The 19,150-nt window shown below is 71.1% G+C and carries 19 protein-coding genes; 3 read left to right on the top strand and 16 right to left on the bottom strand.

The features are described from left to right. Positions 1–73: 73 nt before the first annotated feature. Positions 74–382, bottom strand: a complete 309-nt coding sequence (locus ACFZCY_RS20005) for a 4a-hydroxytetrahydrobiopterin dehydratase (protein WP_391174591.1) — start codon at positions 380–382, stop codon at positions 74–76. A 78-nt stretch (positions 383–460) separates the two neighbouring features. Between ACFZCY_RS20005 and ACFZCY_RS20000 the strand changes: the two genes are divergently transcribed. Further along, positions 461–1,258, top strand: a complete 798-nt coding sequence (locus tag ACFZCY_RS20000; RefSeq protein WP_391174588.1) for a helix-turn-helix domain-containing protein — start codon at positions 461–463, stop codon at positions 1,256–1,258. A gap of 6 nt (positions 1,259–1,264) precedes the next feature. On the opposite strand, the gene ACFZCY_RS19995 is transcribed toward ACFZCY_RS20000, so the two are convergent. Further along, the gene (locus ACFZCY_RS19995) at positions 1,265–1,633 is read right to left on the bottom strand and encodes a nuclear transport factor 2 family protein (protein ID WP_391174584.1); all 369 of its coding nucleotides are present in this window, start codon (positions 1,631–1,633) and stop codon (positions 1,265–1,267) included. A gap of 162 nt (positions 1,634–1,795) precedes the next feature. Beyond that, positions 1,796–3,220 carry a glycine betaine/L-proline transporter ProP gene (gene proP / locus ACFZCY_RS19990; RefSeq protein ID WP_391175904.1) on the bottom strand — a complete coding sequence of 475 codons (1,425 nt, stop codon included), beginning with the start codon at positions 3,218–3,220 and terminating at the stop codon, positions 1,796–1,798. A 203-nt stretch (positions 3,221–3,423) separates the two neighbouring features. Between proP and ACFZCY_RS19985 the strand changes: the two genes are divergently transcribed. Together ACFZCY_RS19985 and ACFZCY_RS19980 are read left to right on the top strand one after the other, a co-directional pair. Beyond that, on the top strand, positions 3,424–4,749 hold the full coding sequence (locus ACFZCY_RS19985) for an FAD-dependent oxidoreductase (protein WP_391174581.1): 1,326 nt from the start codon (positions 3,424–3,426) through the stop codon (positions 4,747–4,749). Between the two features lie 5 nt (positions 4,750–4,754). Beyond that, on the top strand, positions 4,755–6,950 hold the full coding sequence (locus ACFZCY_RS19980; RefSeq protein WP_391174579.1) for an MMPL family transporter: 2,196 nt from the start codon (positions 4,755–4,757) through the stop codon (positions 6,948–6,950). 65 nt (positions 6,951–7,015) lie between these two features. Here the strand turns inward: ACFZCY_RS19980 and ACFZCY_RS19975 are convergent, their stop codons facing one another. From ACFZCY_RS19975 to ACFZCY_RS19915, 13 genes are read right to left on the bottom strand one after another with little or no spacing between them, the layout of a single operon-like run. Beyond that, entirely contained in the window at positions 7,016–7,558 is a 543-nt protein-coding gene (locus ACFZCY_RS19975; protein ID WP_391174576.1) for a PPOX class F420-dependent oxidoreductase, read from the bottom strand. Positions 7,559–7,581: 23 nt separating this feature from the next. Further along, positions 7,582–8,568 (bottom strand): zinc-binding dehydrogenase, encoded by a 987-nt coding sequence (locus tag ACFZCY_RS19970; protein WP_391174573.1) that lies wholly within the window; start codon positions 8,566–8,568, stop codon positions 7,582–7,584. A gap of 37 nt (positions 8,569–8,605) precedes the next feature. Then, positions 8,606–9,556: a UbiA family prenyltransferase gene (locus tag ACFZCY_RS19965; RefSeq protein ID WP_391174570.1), complete on the bottom strand. Its 951-nt coding sequence runs from the start codon at positions 9,554–9,556 to the stop codon at positions 8,606–8,608. Positions 9,557–9,568: 12 nt separating this feature from the next. Then, complete coding sequence (locus ACFZCY_RS19960) at positions 9,569–11,113, bottom strand: AMP-binding protein (RefSeq protein WP_391174567.1); 1,545 nt, start codon at positions 11,111–11,113, stop codon at positions 9,569–9,571. Positions 11,114–11,158: 45 nt separating this feature from the next. After that, positions 11,159–11,836: a methyltransferase gene (locus ACFZCY_RS19955; RefSeq protein WP_391174564.1), complete on the bottom strand. Its 678-nt coding sequence runs from the start codon at positions 11,834–11,836 to the stop codon at positions 11,159–11,161. Continuing rightward, positions 11,837–13,339, bottom strand: coding sequence for an NAD(P)-binding domain-containing protein (locus tag ACFZCY_RS19950; protein ID WP_391174562.1), 1,503 nt, complete (start codon positions 13,337–13,339; stop codon positions 11,837–11,839). A 30-nt stretch (positions 13,340–13,369) separates the two neighbouring features. Further along, positions 13,370–13,840 (bottom strand): SRPBCC family protein, encoded by a 471-nt coding sequence (locus ACFZCY_RS19945; protein WP_391174559.1) that lies wholly within the window; start codon positions 13,838–13,840, stop codon positions 13,370–13,372. A gap of 28 nt (positions 13,841–13,868) precedes the next feature. Beyond that, positions 13,869–14,624, bottom strand: a complete 756-nt coding sequence (locus ACFZCY_RS19940) for a maleylpyruvate isomerase family mycothiol-dependent enzyme (protein WP_391174556.1) — start codon at positions 14,622–14,624, stop codon at positions 13,869–13,871. Next, a complete protein-coding gene (locus ACFZCY_RS19935; protein ID WP_391174553.1) occupies positions 14,621–15,706 on the bottom strand; it encodes a PEP-utilizing enzyme in 1,086 nt (361 codons plus the stop codon). Before ACFZCY_RS19935 ends, ACFZCY_RS19940 begins: the two co-directional genes overlap by 4 nt. Beyond that, entirely contained in the window at positions 15,703–16,347 is a 645-nt protein-coding gene (locus tag ACFZCY_RS19930; protein ID WP_391174550.1) for a transcriptional regulator, read from the bottom strand. Before ACFZCY_RS19930 ends, ACFZCY_RS19935 begins: the two co-directional genes overlap by 4 nt. Further along, the gene (locus ACFZCY_RS19925) at positions 16,344–16,637 is read right to left on the bottom strand and encodes a phosphopantetheine-binding protein (RefSeq protein WP_391174547.1); all 294 of its coding nucleotides are present in this window, start codon (positions 16,635–16,637) and stop codon (positions 16,344–16,346) included. Before ACFZCY_RS19925 ends, ACFZCY_RS19930 begins: the two co-directional genes overlap by 4 nt. Further along, a complete protein-coding gene (locus tag ACFZCY_RS19920; protein WP_391174545.1) occupies positions 16,624–18,156 on the bottom strand; it encodes a PEP-utilizing enzyme in 1,533 nt (510 codons plus the stop codon). The genes ACFZCY_RS19925 and ACFZCY_RS19920 overlap by 14 nt, the downstream gene beginning before the upstream one ends. Then, positions 18,153–19,139: an SDR family oxidoreductase gene (locus tag ACFZCY_RS19915; protein WP_391174542.1), complete on the bottom strand. Its 987-nt coding sequence runs from the start codon at positions 19,137–19,139 to the stop codon at positions 18,153–18,155. The genes ACFZCY_RS19920 and ACFZCY_RS19915 overlap by 4 nt, the downstream gene beginning before the upstream one ends. Positions 19,140–19,150: the final 11 nt, after the last annotated feature.

Raw genomic sequence — 19,150 nt, 5'->3', positions numbered from 1 at the left:
CGCCCTCTCATGGGGGTATTCGGAGCCGATCGGGGAGCGGTTTGGTCACGATTCCCGCGCGGGCGCGGCGGGTTCAGTCATGCGCGCCGTGGCCGGGGGCGGCGTCCTCGATGCGGCGGGCGAGGTTGAGGTCGAGTTCGGTGACCTTGCCGCCGACGCTGTGGGTGTTCACCGTGACGGTGACCTTGTTGTAGCCGAGGGTCAGGTCGGAGTGGTGGCCCAGCTCGTCCTGGATGCGGGCGATCTCCGCGACGAGGCCCGCGGCCTGCGGATGCCCGTCGAAGACGTAACTGCGGGAGAGCCGGTCGTCCGCGAACGACCAGCCGGGCAGCTGCTCCAGGCGCTCCTCGATCTCCGTGCGGGCCAGCGGCTCGACTGCCATGGCGCGTCCCTTCCTCAGGTGGTGGCTCGGTCTTCCACCCTGCCACGGCCACCGCCGCGGTTCCGTTACCTTCGGGGCATGACAACTGTCGCGCCGTCCGGAGTGGGCGCGCTGCTGCGCGCATGGCGGGACCGGCGGCGGATCAGCCAGCTGGAGCTGGCGCTGCGCGCCGACTCCTCGGCCCGCCACATCAGCTTCATCGAGACCGGCCGGTCCCGCCCGAGCCAGGAGATGGTACTGCGGCTCGCCGACCACCTCGACGTGCCGGTGCGGGAGCGCAACGCGCTGCTGATCGCCGCCGGTTACGCCCCGCACTATCCGGAGCGGGCGGTGGACGATCCGTCGATGGGCGCGCTGCGCGAGGGGATGGAGCGGCTGCTGACGGGCTACGAGCCGTATCCGGCGCTGGTGCTGGACGGGACGTACCAGGTGCTGGCGGCCAACGGGGGCATCCGGATGCTGCTGGAGGGCGTGGCGGACCATCTGCTGACCCCGCCGGTGAACGCGATGCGGATCACCCTCCATCCGGACGGGCTCGCCCCGCGCATCCGCAATCTGCGGGAGTGGCGCGGCCATCTGCTGGACCAGATGGACCGCCAGCTCGCGCTGATGCGTTCTGCGCCGCTGCGCGAGCTGTACGACGAGGTGGCCGGCTATCCGCTGCCCGAGGCGGGCGGCCGGGAGCCGGCCACCGGCGGCGCCCACGCGCCCATCGCGCTGCCGATGGTGATCGAGCACGGCGGGCGGGTGCTGTCGCTCATCTCGACGATCGCGACGTTCAACACCCCCATGGACGTGACCGTCTCCGAGCTGGCCATCGAGACGTTCCTCCCGGCCGACCCGGAGACCGCCGCCGCGTTGCGGGGCGTCCCGTAACCGGGATCACGCGGCCGTGGGCACCCGGTCCAGGAAGCCGAGGACGGAGCGGATGCGGCCGTCCTCGGCGAGGGTGATCACGTCGAATCCGGCGACCGGCGCGGACCCGTCGGGCGCCACCAGCTCCCAGCCGAAGCGGGCGATGTCATGGTGCCCGTCGGCGCTGCCCAGCCGGCGGAACTCGAAGCCGGGGAACTGCTCGTGGGCCCCGGCGATGACGGCGGCCAGCTGCTCGTACCCGCGTACGTCGGCCAGCGGGTCGGTGTAGCCGCCGTCCTCCGTCCAGGCGGCGGCGACGGCCATGGCGATGGCCTGCGGCCCGGTGGCGTTCCACGCCTCGAAGTAGCGGGCCACGGCGGTGTCGTAGTCGGTCATGTCGTCCCCTCCTGGGCGGCCGCGAGCGGCCTGTGCGAGGTCTCGGATCCGGATCCCGGACCGGAGTGCGCCGGCCCGGAACCCGATGCCTTCACTGTGCCGCCGGAGGTGCGAGGGGGTCGATTACCGCAGGGGTAATGACGTCGGGGCGGGGCGCCCGGATCAGGGGCGCTGGTTCACCTGCTGGGACTGGGACTCGACCAGGGCGATGGCTTCCTCCTTGGTCGCGACCGAAGGCGGCGAGCCCTCCAGCGGCTTGCGGGCGGTCTCCTTCATCACGGCCGAGGCGATGATGCCGACGATCGCCGCGAGCATCGTGTAGTACGCGGGCATCAGATCGTCGCCGGTGCCGCTGACCAGGGCCTCGACGACCAGCGGGGTGGTGCCGCCGAAGAGGGACACGGAGATGTTGAAGGCGATGGACAGCGAGCCGTAGCGCACGTCGGTCGGGAAGAGCGCGGGCAGGGAGGCCGACATCACGGCGACGTAGGGCAGCAGACACATGCCCAGCAGCAGCAGACCGGCGAAGACGGGGACGATGCCGCCCTGCTTGATGAGCAGGAAGGAGGGCACCGCGAGGACGAAGAAGCCGATGGACCCGGCCATCAGCGCGGGCTTGCGGCCGATGCGGTCGGAGAGCCGGCCGACGAAGGTGATGGCTGCCATGAGCACCAGCATCACGATGATGATCGAGACGAGGGCGCTGGTGCTGCTGTAGTGGAGGGTTTCCGAGAGGTACGTCGGCATGTACGACAGCAGCATGTAGTCGGTGATGTTGTACGCGGCGACCAGCGCCATGCACAGCACCATCGCGCGCCACTGGGTCCGGAACACCTGCCAGAACGGCAGCGTCGTGCGCTCCTGCGCCGCGGACGCCTCCTCCTCCAGCTTCTGGAAGGCGGGGGTCTCGTCCAGCTTCAGCCGCAGATACAGGCCGACGAGTCCGATGGGGGCGGCGACCAGGAACGGGATGCGCCAGCCCCAGGAGTTCATCGTGTCGTCGGAGAGCGTCACGGTCAGGATGGTCACCAGTCCGGCCGCGGAGGTGTAGCCGATGAGGGTGCCGAATTCGAGGAAGCTGCCGAAGTAGCCGCGCCGCTTGTCGGGGGCGTATTCGGCGATGAACGTGGACGCGCCGCCGTATTCACCGCCGGTGGAGAATCCCTGCAACATGCGGAACAGGATGAGGAGCGCGGGCGAGGCGTAGCCGATGGAGTGATAGCCCGGGATGAGGCCGATGGCGAGCGTACTCGTCGCCATCATGATCATGGTGAAGGACAGCACCTTCTTCCGCCCGATGCGGTCACCGAGCGGCCCGAAAAACATACCTCCCACCGGCCGTACGAGAAAGGCCACCGCGAACGTCGCGAAGGAGGACAGGACCTGGATCGTGGCGTTGCCGCCGGGAAAGAAGACCTTGCCGATGGTGACCGCGAGATAGCTGTAGATCCCGAAGTCGAACCACTCCATGGCGTTGCCCAGAGCAGCGGCTTTGACCGCGCGGTGAACGTCCTTCTCCTTGGTGACCGTAATGTCACTGCGCCGCAGCGGAGGGTTCTTGCGCCGCTTGATGGCGCGGTGGAGCATGGGGTGCCGGGCTGCGGCGGGGGCATCGGAATCGGTCAGGGCAGGCACAGCTTTTCTCTCTCTTCCTCGGACGGATTCGTGCGCCTACCCAGCAGTGCCTGGTTGATGCATGTAACCAGTCTGGAGGTTTCGTGATGGAGTCTGCCGCTCGTGTGTTCGCCCGGCTCAGTACTGACAAACCGATCACGAATACCGACGTCCTGATGGGCAAGGCCGTGGTGCTCGGCGGGAGTCTGGCCGGAATGCTGGCGGCGCGGGTGCTGTCCGATCACGCCGAGAGCGTGGTGATCGTCGAGCGGGACGCGTTACCCGATACCGCCGCCCCGCGGCCGGGCACCCCGCACGACGGGCAGTTGCACACCCTGATGCACGGCGGCCGGATGCAGTTGCGGCGGCTGTTCCCGGGGTTCGAGGACGAGGCACGGGCGGGCGGCGCGATCATTTCGTCCCCGTACACCATCCGCGCCTACGCCGACGGCGTCCCGAAGGTGAGCGACGGCACGATGGGGCTGATCTCCAGCAGCCGCCCGTTCCTGGAGTCGCTGGTCCGGCGGCGCACCCTGGCCCTGCCCAATGTGAAGGTGCTCACCTGCCGCGCCCGGGGCCTGGAATTCCGCGTGGGCGCCGTCACCGGGGTGCGGTGCGGGGCGGACGGGGACGAATGGGTCGAGGAGGCGGACTTCGTCGTCGACGCCATGGGGCGGGCCAGCAAGCTCGGCGACTGGCTGGAGCGGAACGGCTGGCAGCGGCCCGCGATGCGGCGCATGGCCATCGACATCGACTACGCCACCGGCTACTTCCGGCGCGCCGACGCCGCCCCGGAGCTGGCCGCGGCCATCGCTTACCGGACCCCGACCGCGACCCCGCCACGGGTGGCGAGCGGGGCGATCACCGCCATCGAGGGCGACCGCTGGCTGATCACCCTGGCCAACTACGGAAAACAGCCGCCGATCCGGGACGTGGCGGAGTTCCGGAAGCTGTGCGGCGAACTGCCGCCGGTCTACCGCGAGGCGGTCGCGGGCGATCAGCTGGGCGAGATCCTCCCCTACCACCAGGCCGACAGCCGCCGCCGGGACTTCCATCTCCTCACCCGGTTCCCCGCCCGGCTGATCAGCGTCGGGGACGCGGTCGCCTCGTTCAACCCGATCTACGGACAGGGCATGTCCTCGGCGACCCTGCACGCCTCCGCCCTGTCGGAGTATCTGCGCTCCCGGCCGGACCTCGGCGCCCCCGCCCACGGCTTCTTCGCCCGGCAGCGCGTGGTGGTGGACGCGGCCTGGCAGATATCCACCTCGGCCGATCTGGCCCGCCCGGATGTGACGGGCCCGTACCCGCGCGGCTACCGCCTCTCGAAGTGGTTCGCCGAGCAGATCGCCGCCGCCTCGATCACCGACCGGTCCGTCGCCGTGCGGTTCAACTCGGTGACGTACATGCGCACCCATCCCCGTTCCCTGGCCGCACCGTCCACGCTGCTGCGCGCCCTGCGCGTCAACCGCTCGCAAGGGAAGCCGCAGCGCGAGAAGGGTTAGCCCCATTGTTCGCCTCACTGGCCCGGTTCACCTGCCGCCGCAGCAAACTGGTGCTGTATCTGTCCGGAGCGCTGCTGGTCATAGCGGGCGCGCTGGGCGGCGGAGTGATCCAGGAGCTGTCCGCCGGCGGGTTCGTCGACGACTCGACGGAATCGGCGAAGACCGCGAAGGTCATGGACGACCGATTCCGGGCGGGCGCCCCGGACTTCGTCCTGCTCATATCCGACAAGCGGGGCGTGGACTCCCCCGCCGTGGCCGCCGCCGGCGCCCGGCTCACCGAACGCGTCGCCCATGAGCCCGGGGTCGAGCAGGCCGCGTCGTACTGGTCGCTGGGCAAGGCCGAGCCGCTGCGCGCGAAGGACGGCCGGCAGGCGCTGCTGATGGCCCGGATCTCCGGCGACGAGGACCGGGTCCAGAACACCTTCAAGCGGCTGGAGAGCCGGTACGAGGACCGCGCCGAAGGGCTCGACGTCCGGGTGGGCGGCAACGCGCTGGCCGACAAGGAGATGTCCGAGACCACGGAAAAGGACCTCATCAAGATCGAGGCGGTGACCTTCCCGGTCCTGCTGATCGTGATGCTGTTCGTGTTCCGCAGCGTGGTCGCCGCCCTGGTGCCGCTGATGGTCAGCGGACTGACCATCCTGTCCGTCCTGCTGGTCATCCGGATCCTGACCCTGTTCACCGAGGTCTCCGCGCTCGCCAGCAACGTCACCACCGGCCTCGGGCTCGGCCTCGCGATCGACTACAGCCTGATCCTCATCAAGCGCTACCGGGAGGAGCGCGGCCAGGGGGCGCGGACCGACCAGGCCATCGCCACGACGCTGCGCACCGCGGGCCGCACCGTGCTGTTCTCCGCGGTGACGGTGACCCTGGCGCTCGGGGCGCTGCTGGTGTTCCCGTTCTACTTCCTGCGCTCGTTCGCGTACGCCGGGATCCCGACCGCCCTGCTCGCCGCGTTCGTCTCGCTCACCTTCCTGCCCGCGCTGCTGAAGGTGCTGGACCACCGCATCGAGAAGGGGCGCGTCCTGCGCCGCCGCACACCGAAGGCGGTGGACGGCGGCTCCGGGGAGTCCGGGGAGGGCTTCTGGCACCGGCTGGCCACCGGTGTGATGCGGTTCCCGCTGCCGGTCGCGGGCGCCGTCACCGCGCTCCTGCTGCTGCTCGGCGCGCCCTTCCTCGATCTGCGGCTGAGCCTGCCGGACGAGCGGGTGCTGCCCGCCGAGAGCCAGGCCCGGCAGGTGGGCGGCGACATCCGGGACACCTTCCCGGCCCAGGAGACCCAGGCGCTCAACGTGGTCCTCGACGGGACGTCCGGGCCCGGTGACCGGAAGGTGGCCCCGTACGCCGAGCGGCTGTCGAAGCTCGGCGATGTGTCGCGGGTGGACGGCGAGGCCGGGACGTTCGCCCACGGGCGGCTGGTACAGCGGCCGTCGGCCCTCTCGGCGCGCTTCGGCTCCGGCCACAGCACCTATCTGTCCGTGGTGCCGAGCCACCAGTCGCTGTCGGAGGAGGGCCGCGCGCTGGTCGCGGACATCAGGGCCCTCCCGGCGCCCTACCCCGTCCAGGTGGGCGGGCCCGCGGCCGAGCTGACCGACTCCATCGACTCGATGAACGCCCGGCTGCCGGTGGCGCTCGCGGTGATCGCCGCCAGCTCCTTCACCGTGCTGTTCCTCTTCACCGGCTCCCTGCTGCTGCCCCTCAAGGCGCTGGTCCTCAACTGCCTGAGCCTGAGCGCCACGCTGGGCGTGCTGGTGTGGGGGTTCCAGGATGGGCATCTGGAGGGGATCGTGGGCGACTTCGTGGTCACGGACTCGATCACCTGGACCGTGCCGGTGCTGCTGTTCTGCATCGCGTTCGGGCTGTCGATGGACTACGAGGTGTTCCTGCTGTCCCGGATCAAGGAGGAGTACGACAGAACCGGGGACAACGTGGCGTCGGTCGCCCGTGGCCTGGAGCGCACCGGTTCGATGATCACGGCCGCGGCGGTGCTGATCGCCATCGTGTTCCTGGGCTTCCTGATCTCCGGCATCGTCTATCTCAAGGCGATCGGGATCGGGCTGGCGCTCGCGGTGCTGATGGACGCCACGCTGGTCCGGGGCACCCTGGTCCCGGCCTTCATGCGGCTGGTCGGCAAGGGCAACTGGTGGGCGCCGAAGCCGCTGCGGGCGCTGCACGCCAAGGTGGGCCTGCGGGAGAAGTAGGCGGCGTACGAAAGCGCCGGGCGCGTCCGGGGAGGTCCCGGACGCGCCCGGCGCTTGGTGGACGCCTAGTCGCGGGCGCGCTGAGCCTTCCGTTCGGCTTCGGCCTTCAGCAGGGCGTTCGGGGTGATCTCGATGTACGCGGCCTCCTCGTACACCGTGGCCACCGTGCGGTCGTAGAGCTTCCGGCCCTTGCCGTACGAGTCCACGATGATCTGTGCGGCGCCCGGCTTCTCCTCGTCCGGCAGGATGCGCGCGGTGCACGGGATGACCGCGCCCTTGGGTTTGCCGCGGATGTTGGACGGCGCGAACAGCACCTGGTCGTTGTTGCGCATCCGCCGCACCTTCCAGGAGTCGCAGCCGGTGCGCAGATAGGCGCGTCCGTCCTTGAGGCCGAACCACATCGCCGACGGGACGGGGTCGCCGCTGCGCTTGTAGGTGACCAGCAGGGCGAACCGGCGGCGCCTGAACTGCCGCAGATCACCGGGGCCGTTCGGGGTCGCGGTGACATGCCAGGTCACCGGGTCCCGCCAGGAGTCGTACATCCGCAGAAATCGCTGTTCCCACCATTCCTTGCCGAGCAGACGCGGCTTGTTGTTCGGAGGGGACACGTACGGCCTTCCTTCCTTCTCGGTCAGGGGATCAGCACGATGCGGCCCGGGCCGCCGGGGCCGCCCGCACGGCCCTCCAGCAGGCGGTGGGCCCGCGCCGCCTCCGTCAGCGGAAGCCGGACGCGGATCCTGCCGCGCAGCCGGCCGCTCGCCAGCTCGCGGTTGATGGTCCCGGCGGCGTCCGCGAGGTCCGCCACCGAGGCGTTGCTGATGACGAAGCCGTGCAGGCTGATGTCGCGGGTGTAGACGGCGCCGACGGGCAGTACGGCGCGCGCCCGCAGCCCGGCCATCAGGACGACGCGGCCGCCCCGGGCGAGCAGCGGAATCGTCGTCTCGAGGTCATGCCACCCGGAGCAGTCCCACAGCACGTCGACCCCGTCCGGGGCGAGGCGGCGGACCGCGGCGTGCACCTCCGGATCGGCGCGGTCCAGGACCTGGTCCGCACCGCAGCCACGGCACCACTCGGCGTTCTCGGCGCGGTCGACGGCGATGACGCGCGCCCCGGCCGCGGTGGCGAGCTGGACCACGGCGCTGCCCACGCCGCCGCCCGCGCCCTCGACGAGGACCGTCTCCCCCGCCCGCAGGCGGGCCTCCCGGAACAGGCCCAGGTGTGCGGTCCCTGCGGTGTGCAGCACGGACACCGCCGCTACCGGGTCGACCCCGGCGGGCAGCGGATAAAGCCGGTCCACGGGGACGGCGGCGTACTGGGCGAACGAGCCCTGCCGGCCGTCGTGGCCCAGGCTGTTGCACCACACCCGGTCGCCGGGGGCGAAGGTCCCGGCGGGGGCCTCGGCGGGGCTCTCCACGGTGCCGACCAGGTCGCGTCCGATGACGAAGGGGAAGGGCACCTCGGTGGCGTACGCGCCGGAGCGGACGAAGGTGTCCACGTGGTTGGCCGCCACCGCCTCGACCCGCACGAGCGCTTCGCCCGGCCCTGGCACGGGGCGGGGCAGCGGCCCGGTCCGGATGTCGTCGGCACCGCCGAAGCCGGTGATGCAGGCCGCCGTCATATCGCCGTTCACTGCACTGCTCTCCCACTCCACGCGGTCATGCGAGAACGAAAGCGAGCGCCAGGCCCAGACATCCCAGATCGACCGAGCTGAGTCCGATGAAACGCGCCTTTCGCCACTCTTCCTTTCCGGCACCGTAATAGAGCTGTACGGCGTGGAGCACGACGACGGGCACGACGGTCAGCCCGAGCAGCGGGTCGAATCGGGTGGTGGTGAACAGCAGGGTCAGCAGGGTGACGCTGGCGGCGAAGAGCAGGGTGAGGAATACCTTGAACCCCTTGGGCGGGAGAAGGACCGCCATGGTGTAGCGGGAGACCTCGGAGTCGCCTTCTTTGTCGGACGCGTTTCCGTAGGACACGATCAGCAGGAACCACAGTCCGACCAGTGCGCTGGTGATGAGGGATTCGGTGGTGACGTGGCCCGCGATCAGCCAGTACGGCACCAGGCCGATACAGCCGATGACATAGAAGATGGTGGCTTCCAGGCCGCCGGGCAGATAGCTGAGTTTCAGTCCGATCGAATACTGGACCGAGGCGATCTGCCCCACGAGCATCACCAGGACGGCGGCCGGCGGCGCCGTGCCGTCCAGGCTGGCCACGGCGCCGAGCCCGGCGGCGATCGCGATCAGCCACATCACGACGCCGAACCGGACCGCGTCCCCTTCCGTCAGCACCCCGGTGAGCAGCGGCTTCTTGGCGACGGTGGAGGCGGGGCGGCCCGCGTAGTTGCGGGCGTCGCTGCCGTCCCGGAAGCCGCCGAGGTCGTCGGCTGCGCCTCCGCTCCACTGGGTGGCGCACACCATGAGCAGGGTCAGGGCGAGGGCGGCCGCCGTGTCGCCCCCGACCCGGCCGTCCAGGCGCAGCAGGAGCAGGGCGAGTATCCAGCCGTAGGCGTGGTGGTAGATCCGGACCTTGCCGAGTTGGACGTAGCCGATGAGTTTGGTGGCGATCGGTATCTTGGTGGTGTCCGGCGCGCTGGTGGCCGTCATGTGAACCCTCCCTCAGACGCCGACGGAAAGGCGCCGTGCGGTCAGCGTTTTCTTCAGCTGCTCCCGTTTGATCTTTCCGGTGACCGTGCGGGGGAATTCGCTGTCGGGGATGACCACGGGCTCGGCCATCGGGGCGAGCCGGTGGGACGCCGATTCCCAGGCCCTGCGGCGGAATTCGGCGCCGGGGCGCAGGGAGAGGACGGGCTGGAGGGTGCCGTCCATCTCCAGGACGACGAGTTCGAGGAATTCGGGGAACTTCTCCAGCAGGATGTCCTCGATGCCGATGCCGCTGACGGATCCGGAGACCTTGTCGACCTGGCGGTCGATCAGGGTGATGCGTCCGGTGCGGGATTTGGTGCCCCAGTCGCCGGTGTCCCACCAGCGCTTGTCGGGGTAGTTCTTGGACGTCAGATCGGGCCGGTTGATGTATCCGGAGAAGACGCCGGGGGTGTGCACCACCATGCGCCCGGGGGTGCCGGCCGGTACGGGCCGCCCCGAGTCGTCGACGATGCGGACCCGGCAGAACGGGAAGTGGGGCCCGGCCGGATGGCCGCGCAGCAGCTTGGCGCGGCGCAGCCGGCGCAGGGCGCGCAGCGGCTTCTGGGTGCCCTTGAGGTGGCTGCGGATGGAGATGGGCCCGGTCTCGTTCTGCCCGTAGACCTCGACGCAGACGGCGAAGCGGTGGTCCGAGCCCTTCAGCAGGGCGCTGACCGTGTCCGGGTGGATGACGTCGAATCCGGCGCCGAAGAAGCGGATCGAGCGGAACGCGCCGCCGGGCGCGAGGTGCTGCCAGGCGCGGAAGGTGTTGGGGTGGGTCTCCAGATAGCTGGGGCGGTGCCGTTTGAGCATCCGGTCCACGTTGTCCGGGGAGTCGTCCTCCAGGAGCAGCAGCGGCGCCTTGCGCATGAGGGCGGCGAGGATGCCGACCACGGTCCGGCCGTGCACGGGTGAGATGGCGAGGGCGAGATGGCCGTCCAGCCGGGACAGCCAGTGGATGACGGCCTGGACGCGGGCGTTGAACCGGATGCTGGCGCTGGAGCATTCGGCCAGCTTGGGGGTGCCGGTGGTGCCGGAGGTGTGGACGACGACGTACGGGGCGTCGGAGGCGACCTCGCGGGGCCGGGATATCCGCTTGTGGGCGGGGAGTTCGGCGGCGATGTCGCGCCAGTCGATGAACGTGCCGATCTCCGGGAAGGTCTTCTCGCTCGTCGCGAGCCGGTCGTCGGTGGAGACGACGGCGGTGATGCCGGAGACGTTCTCCACCATGGAGGCGACGTCCGGGCCGGAGAGGGTCGGGCTCATGAGGATGGGCACGGCGTCGAGAGCGGTGATGGCCGCGTAGGCGACGATGATGTCGGTCGGGGACTCCAGCCAGACGACGCACCGCCGTCCCGGCTCGACGCCGTGGGACCGCAGCGCGGTCGCGCCACGGGCGGCGGCGTCGGCGACATCGCCCGGCCGTACCTTCTCGTCCTCGGCGGTGACGGCGATCGGCTGATGGTCGACGATCCAGGGTTCGGCGTCACTGGGCAGACTCAGCAGCTTGTCGAAGATCAAGGGTGGGCCTCTTCTCGGAATGGGCCGGGTTTCCGGATGTCCGGGTCACCGCGTGACGAGTTCCAGCAGTTCGTAGACCACGGGGCCTTCCGGCTCGTCCACGGTGGTGGAGTCGAGGGTGATCAGCCGCTGTTCCTCGGCCGCCGCCAGCTCGTCCAATTCGGCGCGGCCGGCCCGGCTGCTCAGCGCGATCAGCACCCGGCCCCCGGGTGCGAGGTGATTCCGTGCCTCGCGGAAATACCGCTGGTGTGCCTCGTATCCGGGGTCGACATAGGCCAGCTCGTGCGCGGTGAGATCGAGTTCCGGCGGCGCCCACACATTGTTGGAGTGCCAGTAGACCACGTCGAACGCGGGCACGTCGTGGAGCGCGTCGAACAGATCGCTGTGGACGCAGGTGACCCGGTCCGCGACGCCGAAACGCTCGGCGTTGAGTTCGGTGTTCTTGACCGCCGCCGGATTGAGATCGGTGGCGTATACGGAGCGGCAGCCCGCGAGAGCGGCTTGCACGGCGATCAGCCCGATGCCGGAGCCGATCTCGAGGAACGTGCCGCCGACCGGGAATTGCAGCAGGGACAGATGGGCCAGGCTGGACTTGGAGTCCGCCGGGGAGAACACATCCGGCAGCAGGGCCCATTGTGTGCCGCCCACGTCGATATCGGTCTGCTGCCGCACTTTGGCCCGGCTCGCCTCGCTCCGGCTCAAGGGCTGGGTGTAGTCGTACATTCAGCGCTCCGCAGGGGTCGTCGCGTAGTTCTCGATGTCGAATCGGGCCAGGTCGTTGCGCAGCCTTTTGGTGGACCATGGCCAGGTGACAAAGTTCTTGCCCTTTTCGTCGAGATAGACGCTGCTGCATCCGCCGGTGTTGTAGACGGTCGAGGCGAGGCCGCGCTGCACCTCGTCGTTGAACGAGCGGAACGGCTCGGGCCGGATCTCCAGGGCGTCGATGCCCCGGGCGCGTGCGGTGCGTATCGCGTCCACGATGTAGTCGAGCTGGGCCTCGGCGAGGGCGAGCAGCGAGTTGTACATCACGATGTTCGGGCCGAGCAGCAGATAGGCGTTGGGCAGGGCGGGCAGGGTGGTGGCCCGGTAGGCCTCGGGGCTCTTGGTCTTCCAGATCTCGGACAACAGCCGGCCGTCGCGCCCCCGGATGCGTGACGCGATCGGCGGATGGCGCATCTCGAAGCCCGAGGCGAACACGATCACGTCCGCCTCCACCCGGTCGCCGTTCGCCGCGATCAGCTCGCTGCCGCTGGCCCCGGCGAGGGCGTGCGGCACGAGCCGGACGTTGGGCCGGGACATGGCCGGGAGGTAGGTGTTCGACAGCAGCAGCCGCTTGCAGCCGATGGTGAAGTCCGGTGTCAGCCGGGCGCGCAGCTCGGGATCGGGCACCTGGCGCTTGAGGGCGCCCTTGCCGACCGGGGTGAGCAGCCGGGCGAAGCTCGCGCGGCGCATGACCAGGGCGAGCGTCTTCAGGAAGCTGTCGCAGGCGCCGCGGAACAGCCGCTGGGTGACGGGTACGTACCGGAAGAGCCGCCGTACGGGCTTCGGGACGCGGAAGTCGAGCCGGGGCATCACCCAGGCGGCGGTGCGCTGGAAGACGTACAGCTGCCGCACGTGCGGCTGGATCTCCGGCACGATCTGGATGCCCGAGCAGCCGGTGCCGATGACGGCGACCCGCTTGCCGGTGAGGTCCACGTCGTGGTTCCAGCGGGCCGAGTGGAAGGTTTCGCCGGGGAATCCGTCCAGACCGGGCAGGGAGGGCGTGGTCGGCTCATGGAGCAGACCGGAGGCGAAGATGACGTGCTGGGCGACGAAGCGCCCCTGGCTGGTGTCGAGGATCCAGCGGCGGCGGTCCCCGGACCAGGCGGCCTCCAGCAGTTCGGTGCCGAAGCGCAGCGCCGGGGCGAGCCGGAATTTCTCCACCGTGTCCTCGATGTAGGACAGCAGCTCGGGCTGGCCGACGAAATTCCTGCTCCAGCCCGGGTTGGGGTGGAAGGAGAAGGAGTAGATCGGCGAGGGGATGTCGACGGCGCATCCCGGATACGTGTTCTCCCGCCACGTCCCGCCGACCCGGTCGGCCTTCTCCAGGACCAGGAAGTCGGTGATGCCGCCGCGTCGCAGTTTGACCGCGGCGGCGATTCCCGATAAACCCGCGCCGATCACGATGACATGCGCGTGCTGTTCCCCGGCCGGGGCCGGAGTGTCGTCGTCCGCCGATATCGCCATGGGTTTCCCCCTGTCGTCGTTCCCCGGAGGCTAGCCGCTCGCGGCCCTTTCCAGAATCTGCTTGCTCAGCCGCAGTTCCCGCTCGACCGACCCGGGGAGAGTACGCCGCAGAACCGGATCGAGCATCCAGCGGGTGACCGGGTTGAACGAGAAAGAAATCATGCGGGTGGCCCGGATGCCGCCGTCCACCGGCACACAGGAGAACCGGGCGCTGAACTCGGCCATCCGGTGATTGAACTTGTTCAGCGGCAGCGGCGCCAGCCGGATGTCGATGCACGAGCCCGGCGTGAGCCGCATCTGGGCCACGGCTTTCGGCTCCGGAAGGGGAAGTCCGGGCAGCTTGGGCTGGAATTTGAACTCGGTGAGATTTCCGTTCCTGCGCACCCAGGAGATCGGTCCGACCTTGTCATCGACTTCGACGTAGCGTTCGATGTCCATCACGAAGTCGAGGAAGGCTTCCGGTGTACAGGCGATTGACTGTTCTTTCTCCACCTTGACCATCAGGTCACACTACCCTCCTGACTCGTTTTCACAGATAGGCCCGCGCGTGCAGCAGCGCGAGTTCGGCGAGGTCCCCGTCGGCCGTCAGCTGCCCCGCCGGGGCGCCTCTGGTGCGCCGGGTCGCGGCCCGGCACCATGCCAGCAGCGGGCCGCGCAGCACATCGGTCGCGTCCTCGGGCCCGTATGCGTAGCCGGTGCCGTCACCGGCCGTCAGCTCCAGCCGCAGGGTGCGGCCCGCGGGCGGGCGCACCCGGGCGCGGGCCAGGGCGTAGCGCAGGGTGGCGTGGCCGAGCGCGGCGATGTGGCGCAGCCGGGGCGTCTCGGGCACGGCAAGCCCCAGCGCGTCGCGGATGTCCAGGCCGTGCGCCCAGTGCTCCATGAGCCGGGCGGTGGCGAACACCTCGGTGGTCATGCCGAAGCCCCAGGCCACGCGGTCGCCGGGGGCGCGTTCCGCCAGCAGCCGGCGGGTCGTGGTACCGGCGCGGTCCCACCAGGCGGCGAGATCCCCGGGCGACAGCCCGTCACCCCGGCGGCATCCGGCGGCGGTGAAGTCCTCGGCGGTCGGATACTCGGGGACGGCGGCGGCGAAGGCGCGCGGGCCGCCCGCCAGGGTGTCGCGGGCGACCTCCTCGGTGTCGGCCAGATGGGACACCTGGTCGGCCACGGTCCAGCCGTCCGCCGCCGAGTCACGGCCGAAGTCGGTGTCGTCGAGGGACCGTACCAGCGCGCCGAACTCCCGCTGCTCATCGGCGAGATCGGCCAGCTCCTCACGTACCGGGGTCACAGGATCGCCACCGTCCCCGCCGAGCCGTCGACCGCCACCGGGCCGCCTGCGGACAGCCGCTCCAGCGCCGCCGCGCCGACCCCGGTCACACAGGGCACCCCGAGTTCGCGGGCCACGATGGCGGCGTGGCACAGCATGCCGCCCTCGGCGGTGACCAGGGCGGCGGCCTCCGCCATCAGCGGGACCCAGTCCGGGTCGGTCTGCTCGGCGAGCAGCACCGCGCCCGGCTCCCAGCGGGGGTCGTCGATGCCCCGCAGCCGCAGCGCCGGGGCGGTGGCCGCCCCGGCGGAGGCCGCGATGCCGTGGACGACCTTCTCGTCCCTCCCGGCGGCGGGCCCCGGCGACTCCCCCAGCGCGGTGGTCATCGGCCGGAACTGAAGCCACACCAGGCCGTCTTCGAGCAGGGCGAATTCCAGGTCGGCGGACATGCCGAGGGCGTCCTGCACGGCGACGCACGCCGCGCCGACCGGCCGGCCGTCGTCGGTCAGCGGCTCCGGCTCCGATCCCCCGGCGGGTCCCTCGGGCGTCCACTCCTCCCAGGCGGGGGTGACGGCGCCGGAGACCAGGGCGTCGCCGCTGCCGTGCACCCACTCCAGCCGCCCCCGGCCGGGGCCGCGGCCCAGCCACAGCCCGCTGCGCACCGGGGTACGGAACGGCTGCAGCAGCACCGCCATCCCGACCTCCAGCACCGGGCCGGAGGCGGTGCGCTCCCGGTACGCGGCGACGCGGCCGCTGCGCGCGGAGTCCCGTACGGCGGCGATGGCGGCGGCCAACTCGTCGGCGGGGACGTCGAGTTCGCTGCGGAACATGCCCGCGTAGCTGAGCGCCGCCCCGTCCTCGACCGTGGCCGAGCTGCGCACCGCCCAGCGCGGGGCGGCCGCCGCCAGCCGGCCGAGGTCGTCGGCGGCTGGCTCGGCGCCGACCGGCACCACCCAGGTGTCGGGGACGGCCACCCCGGCGCGCAGCAGCGCGGCGAGCCCCACGGCCTTGCCGCCGACCGCGCCCCGGTCGCCGTCGCCGAGTTCACCGGTGAGCCGCAGCACGGTGTCCGCGCCGCTCACCCGGGCGTCCGCGCCGCTCACCGTGGCGTCCCCGCCCGCTCCTCGGCCTCCCGCTCGATCCCCAGCGAGAGCAGCAGATCGCGGTGCAGCTCCATCCAGACGTCGTGGTACGAGTCGCACATGACGCCGGTGAACGCCTTGGGGTCGCCGTCGCGCAGCCGGGTCAGGGCGCGGGTGAGCCCGTCGGCGTAGGCCCCGAAGCGGGGGCGTACGGCGGCGAGCCCACCGATCACCTCCACGGCCTCGTCGTGCACGGCGCCGAGTTCGGCCACCCGCGCCTGGTCGTACGCCGCGTCGGTGTGGTCGTTGGTGGCGCCGTCGCGGAGCTGCCAGCGGGTGCACAGCTCCTTGAACCGGTCGTTCACCGGCAGGAAGCGCTCGTATCCCGGTCGCAGCCGGTCCCGGGCATCGCCCGCCAGGTCGTCGGCGATCAGCGCGGCGTGCCGCTCGCGGCCCTCGGCCGTGATGCGCCACAGCCCGCGCCGCTCCATATGGGTGGCGAGCCCGTCGGCCCGCAGTTTCTCCAGTGCGGCGAGGACGTCCTCGCGGTCGTGCCCGGCGCCCGCCACCAGGGGGCCGGCCGGGGCCATGCCCTTGATGACCAGGGTGTGCAGGACGTCGAAGGCGGCGGTGTCGGGAAGCACGGTCTCTCCCGTCGTCATGTCGTGGTGGCGTCGGCGCGCAGTTCGTCGAGGAGTCCGACGAGGTCGCCGACCGTCGTGATGGTGGCGGCCTTGGGGTTGTCGACCAGCGCCACGCCGAAGCGTTCCTCCAGGGCCAGCAGGATCTCCAGGGTGGCCAGCGAGTCGATCTCCAGGTCCTGGACGATGCGGTCGGTCGGCCGCAGATCCCGCTGGACCCGCTTGACCTGGGCGTAGACCTCTTCCAGGGCGGTCAGGGTCTCGGAATTGACGGATGTCCGGGCGGTCTGCGCGGAGTCAGGAATGGTCAAGGATGTTCACCTCTCCGGTACTGCCGTTGATGGAGACGGCCGTGCCCGCAGGCAGCGAGGCCGCGCCGGGATAGCCCACGACGCACGGAATCCCGTACTCGCGGGAGAGGATCGCGATATGCGACAGATCGCTGCCGCGTTCGCTCAGCACGCCCTCGGCGAAGGGCAGCAGCGGGGCGATGTCCGCGTCGGCGGACGAGCAGACGATGATCACGGGTTCGTCGGGCAGATCGCCCTCGGGGGTCATCACCGTGCCGGTGCCGATGCCGGGCGCCACCCCGCGCAGCCCCTGGGGCGTCTGGCTCAGCCAGGGCCGGATCACACCGTCGTCGCCGGTGAGGTCGAGGTGTTCGGGCATCGGGGTGGCGAGCGCGGCCCGGCAGGCCTCGATCCGCGGCCGGGCCCGCTCGATCAGCCCCGGCCGGGTGGCCAGCTCGGTGAACTCCCGGATCGTCAGATACGGCCACAGGTCGGCGTCGCCGCCGAGTTGCCCCGCCAGCGCGGGCAGCAGCCGGCGGTAGACGTGCAGGGTGCGCATCGCCAGGGACTTGGAGTGCTCGCGTCCGGCCATCATCTCGCCGACGGCGACCGCCAGCGACCGTACGGTGCGGCTGCGCCAGGGCGAGACCATCCCGGCCAGCGCCTCGGCCGGGTCGATCGGCGCCACGGACGCCTCGCCGCTGCCGGCCGCCACCTGCTTGTGCCGCACCGCGTAGTCCTGCCAGGGCGCCTGCCCGTCGGCGACCTCGTAGAAGGAGGAGGCCAGGAAGTCGCCGGGGCCGAACGGGTCCAGGGTGGACGCCGCGGTGTGCAGCCGGTCCCAGACCAGTTCGCGCGGGCGGGTCAGCCAGTGCGCGATCTCCTTGCCGTGCCGCAGCAGCTTGCCGTAGACGCGCCGCTGGAGCGCGCGGACCGGCACCAGCCCGGAGGTGGTCAGGATGTGCACCGCCCAGGCCTCTTCGAGGACGGGCAGCGCGTCGCGCAGCACCCCGGCCAGCGCGATGGGGTTGTCCGTGGTGGTCGCGGCGCGCAGCCCCCACTCCAGCTCGGCGACCCGCTCCTCCAGGGCGCGCAGCCGAGGCCCGGTGTCGCGCAGCTCGCCCAGCAGCTTGGCGCTGCCCGCGACCTGGCGGACCCGGCCGGAGCGCAGCGCGGTCAGCTCCTCCGGGGAGTCGATGCCCTCGAAGTAGGCGTCGGTGACGTCGCTCGGCTGTAGTCCCGGGATGGAGGCGGACAGATGACAGTAGGCGGCCAGGTTGTGGTACGGGCGGCAGCCGAAGTAGCCGACGAACACGTAGTGCCCGCCCTCGGCCCAGGCCGGGCGGCCCCACAGCCGCCGGGCCAGGGCGCGGGTGCCGCGCTCCATCGGGTCGCCCACCAGCGACCAGGACATGGGCGAGAGCCGCTGCGGGGCCACTTCGCCGAAGTTGCCCGCCGAGTAGACGCGGAAGCAGGGATGCGGGTCGGTGTCGACGGACGCGGGTCGCTCGGTGGACTGTTCGGTGACCTGCTCGGTCATACGAGGGCCCTCCTCTCCGTACCGCCGCGCAGCGCCTCACCGGTGGCCCCGAGGTAGTCGGGGTCGGGGACGGGCCAGGGCTCGGGGATCTCCTTGAGGACATCGACGTCCAGGTCGAACCAGGGCTCGGTGTACTCGGTCAGCTCCCGTGGCGTACCGACCCGTTCGCCGATCAGGCGGGTGAGCCGGCCGAGCGGCCCGGCCTCGACGATCTTCGGCACCACGCCCCAGGGGCGGCACACCTCGGTGAAGACCTCGCCGAGGGTGGGCAGCGCGGGGTCGAACCAGGTCCAGGTGGACCGGCCGATGGGCGCGGTGAGCGCCTTCAGCACGATCTGCGCGGCGGAGGTGGCGTCGGTGATCCAGCAGGGGAACTCCCCGCGCCGGGCCAGGTGCACCGGATATCCGGCGAGCAGATGCGGGAAGACCATCGGCAGTCCGTGCCGGGTGTCGGGCCGTCCGCCGCGCGGGTCGGGGCCGAGCACCGGGCCGAAGCGGACGACGCCGACGGGCAGTTCGGGGGCGGTGTCCCGGACCAGTCGTTCGGCGCAGTACTTGCCGTACTCGTACCAGTTGCGGAAGCGCTGGCCGGTGTACAGCTCGCGGTTGGTGATCCGGCCCTTGGCGCGGCCGAGCGCCAGCAGCGAGGAGATGTGCACGGCCTGCCGCAGCCCGGGCAGTTCGCGCAGGAAGGCCAGCGCGGAGCGCATCCCGGAGCTGTGGGTCTCCAGCACCTCACCGGGGCCCGAGGTCCAGGACACCGAGCCGAAGCAGAACACCACATGGGTGGTCTCCTCCCGGACCCGGGCCAGGTCGGCGGCGGACAGGCCGAGGCGCGGCAGCCGTACGTCGCCGCGGACGCCCTCGCCGACGGCGGTGCGGCCGCTGCGGGAGAGCACCCGGACGGTGGCGCCGTTACGTTCGCACGCCTGCGCCACGGCCGTGCCCAGGAATCCGGAGCCACCCAGGATCAGCACGTTCATGCCGGGATCGT

The sequence above is a fragment of the Streptomyces sp. NPDC007983 genome (assembly GCF_042958345.1).
Taxonomy (GTDB): Bacteria; Actinomycetota; Actinomycetes; order Streptomycetales; family Streptomycetaceae; genus Streptomyces.
Note: the sequence above shows the minus strand (reverse complement) of the source record. Positions and strands in the feature narration are given on the sequence as shown.

Bases quoted from the DNA above. Each gene is read 5' to 3' on its own strand.
- ACFZCY_RS19970 (WP_391174573.1), bottom strand. From the start codon at position 8,568: ATGACGGCGGCCTGCATCACCGGCTTCGGCGGTGCCGACGACATCCGG.
- ACFZCY_RS19915 (WP_391174542.1), bottom strand. From the start codon at position 19,139: ATGAACGTGCTGATCCTGGGTGGCTCCGGATTCCTGGGCACGGCCGTG.
- ACFZCY_RS19955 (WP_391174564.1), bottom strand. From the start codon at position 11,836: ATGTACGACTACACCCAGCCCTTGAGCCGGAGCGAGGCGAGCCGGGCC.
- ACFZCY_RS19965 (WP_391174570.1), bottom strand. From the start codon at position 9,556: ATGACGGCCACCAGCGCGCCGGACACCACCAAGATACCGATCGCCACC.
- ACFZCY_RS19995 (WP_391174584.1), bottom strand. From the start codon at position 1,633: ATGACCGACTACGACACCGCCGTGGCCCGCTACTTCGAGGCGTGGAAC.
- ACFZCY_RS20000 (WP_391174588.1), top strand. From the start codon at position 461: ATGACAACTGTCGCGCCGTCCGGAGTGGGCGCGCTGCTGCGCGCATGG.
- ACFZCY_RS19920 (WP_391174545.1), bottom strand. From the start codon at position 18,156: ATGACCGAGCAGGTCACCGAACAGTCCACCGAGCGACCCGCGTCCGTC.
- proP (WP_391175904.1), bottom strand. From the start codon at position 3,220: ATGCTCCACCGCGCCATCAAGCGGCGCAAGAACCCTCCGCTGCGGCGC.
- ACFZCY_RS19945 (WP_391174559.1), bottom strand. From the start codon at position 13,840: ATGGTCAAGGTGGAGAAAGAACAGTCAATCGCCTGTACACCGGAAGCC.
- ACFZCY_RS19930 (WP_391174550.1), bottom strand. From the start codon at position 16,347: ATGACGACGGGAGAGACCGTGCTTCCCGACACCGCCGCCTTCGACGTC.
- ACFZCY_RS19985 (WP_391174581.1), top strand. From the start codon at position 3,424: ATGGGCAAGGCCGTGGTGCTCGGCGGGAGTCTGGCCGGAATGCTGGCG.
- ACFZCY_RS20005 (WP_391174591.1), bottom strand. From the start codon at position 382: ATGGCAGTCGAGCCGCTGGCCCGCACGGAGATCGAGGAGCGCCTGGAG.
- ACFZCY_RS19950 (WP_391174562.1), bottom strand. From the start codon at position 13,339: ATGGCGATATCGGCGGACGACGACACTCCGGCCCCGGCCGGGGAACAG.